The 257-nt window shown below is 64.2% G+C and carries 1 protein-coding gene; it reads right to left on the bottom strand.

All coding sequences use genetic code 11. From position 1 onward, the window contains the following. The coding region (locus Q5762_RS38960) for a hypothetical protein (protein WP_315897049.1) at nucleotides 1–231 on the bottom strand (231 nt) is incomplete at its 3' end. Nucleotides 232–257: the final 26 nt, after the last annotated feature.

The raw sequence follows: 257 nt of genomic DNA on the forward strand, positions 1-257 counted from the left end.
GATATTGTCGGCAGGCGCATGGACGACATTATCTTCCCGCTTCAGGCCGAATGCCGCGACGGCGGCGCGGTTCACTTCCACCAGGGTTCCATCCGGCATCAGCAGGCCGGCGAGAATGGAGGAGCTGAATCCGTTGATCAGCTTCCGCAGGCGTTGTTCGTTCTCCTGCAGGGCCAGCTCGGCCCGCCGGCCTTCCTTCAGCACCTCGAGCAGCCGCGACTCGCTTTCCACGAGGACACGCGTGCGGCGGCAAAGCT

This window comes from Streptomyces sp. P9(2023), from assembly GCF_032436795.1.
GTDB lineage: Bacteria > Actinomycetota > Actinomycetes > Streptomycetales > Streptomycetaceae > Streptomyces.